This window comes from Mycobacterium sp. 1423905.2 (assembly GCF_001673155.1).
Lineage (GTDB): Bacteria > Actinomycetota > Actinomycetes > Mycobacteriales > Mycobacteriaceae > Mycobacterium.
On the sequence record NZ_LZLE01000190.1, the window covers coordinates 1 to 1,921 of the forward strand.

The 1,921-nt window shown below is 61.5% G+C and carries 2 protein-coding genes; one reads left to right on the forward strand and one right to left on the reverse strand.

Annotation, left to right across the window (positions count from 1 at the left end):
* Positions 1 to 117: 117 nt before the first annotated feature.
* Entirely contained in the window at positions 118 to 864 is a 747-nt protein-coding gene (locus A9W95_RS11325) for a GAP family protein (RefSeq protein ID WP_067412218.1), read from the reverse strand.
* A gap of 421 nt (positions 865 to 1,285) precedes the next feature.
* On the opposite strand from A9W95_RS11325, the gene A9W95_RS11330 reads away from it, so the two are divergent.
* A partial coding sequence (locus tag A9W95_RS11330) for a glycosyltransferase (protein ID WP_067412221.1) occupies positions 1,286 to 1,921 on the forward strand: 636 nt, incomplete at its 3' end.

A 1,921-nucleotide genomic window follows, 5' to 3' on the forward strand; every position in this document is an offset into this window, starting at 1 on the left:
CTGTTGTTGTACATCGGCACGCACACCGAAACCCGCGGCGCTGCGGTAGACCGTTCAATGTCGTTGACGTTCATAGACTGTGGGCTCGAGCGTTACCAGCCGGACCCCGGAGTGCTCTCAGAGACGAGCAATACCCTGGAAGATGAGAATGACACCCGTGAAGCCGACGATGGTCTGGGTGATCTGCAGCCGGTACGTACGCAGCCAGTCTTGGATCCGCTGCATCACCGCGTACGTCTTCCCGGGGACCGCCAGATAGCACACCAGTGGGATCTCGACGACCGCAAGCACCAGCAGCATGAACACCATCAACGCGCTGAACTGCGTTGTCACGGCGGCACCCGACGCAAGGATGACCGTCACTATCACCCAGCCTTCGTAGGGCGGGAAAGACGAGGAGAGGCCGACGAAGAATGCTGGCCAGAGGCGGTCACCGCTCAAAATCTCTTGAGTGCGGGCCCCCATCCGCTGAAAGAAGTTTGTGGGACGCTCCTCCACCAAGGTGACCGTATGACCGCCGCCCGCCTGCAACCGTGCCGTCGCCCGGGCACGTTTTGTCATCAACGCGAGCATCACCAACGCGAATATCCCAATGGCGATGTGCAGGCGCCCACCCATGAAGATGACCGTCGTGGTCCGGATGTAAGTGAAGGCGTCGCCGACAAAGTGCAGGGCACCGAGCGTGACCTCGCGCATGAGGACGAACGCGGAGAGTCCGATCGCCAGGCCCATCGCGACGCCGCCGAGCCAGAACGCCATGAGGTTCCGGAATGCCCGCCGCTGGGACATTATGACGATGGCGAGCGCGATCCGCACGGGATCAATCGCCATGCCGAGCCCGGTTATGACCACTATCGTCCACATCACTGGGGACGCTACTATGCCGCAACCAATCTCGCGGGCTAACTGAGAAATTGCCTAGAAATGTGCCCTGAACAGCCATTAGAGTACCCGGCGGTGTGTCGGGCCCCGACATTGCAGTGGCGGGGTATCCCGTCGGCGCAGCTAGTGCCGCTTTCCCGGGCCGGCACGTCCGCAGCACACGGTGCGTTCGGTCTCCCTCAGGTTCGGACCGGCACGCCCGTACGAGAAGACGTCGGATCTCCTTCAACCCCGCACAACGGCAATGGCACCCATCGGCCGTTCGGCTGTGTGCCGCGCGGCTATGCTGACGGCGATTCGTGTGAGGGACCGTAGATAGCCGGACAGTTGCGATACAGCGCGGGACGGCCTCGACCACTCGGCTACGCAGACTAGGGAGCTCACACCGTTGGACCTCAATCAAATGGAAAGACGGCCGCGGGTTTCGGTGTGCGTGCCGATGTACAACAACAGTGCGACCATCGAACGTTGCCTGCGCAGCATCCTCGATCAGCAGGGCGTGAACTTTGAGATCGTCGTGGTCGATGACGATTCGACCGACGACTGTGTCGACATCGCGTCGGCGCTGCTGCGGCCTGGGGACCGTCTGGTCCGCAACAAGCCTCGCTTGGGTTTGAACGACAACCACAACAAGTGCCTCGAACTGGCGCGCGGCGATCTCATCCAGTTCGTGCACGGCGACGACTGGTTACTACCCCAAGCCCTGCAGACACTGGTGCCCTGCTTCGACGACTCCAAGGTCGGTATGGCGTTCGCGCCCCGCCGCATTGAAGGAGAAGACAGGCGGTGGACTGAACGATATGGCAACGTCCACACCCGCTTCCGGCACCTCAGCGACTATAACGTCGGGTCGTCCCTGGTGCAGCAGATGTTGCTGCGCGGTGGGAAGGAGAACTGGATCGGAGAACCGACCTGCGTAATGTTCCGACGGCAACTGGCGTTGGAAGCGGGAGGTTTCCGCGCCGACATCTACCAACTCGTCGACGTCGATTTCTGGTCGCGCTTGATGTTGCGATCAGTTGTTTGCTTTGTCCCGGAG

Excerpts from the sequence above, each read along its gene's own strand:
- A9W95_RS11325 (WP_067412218.1), bottom strand. The coding sequence starts at position 864 with ATGTGGACGATAGTGGTCATAACCGGGCTCGGCATGGCGATTGATCCC.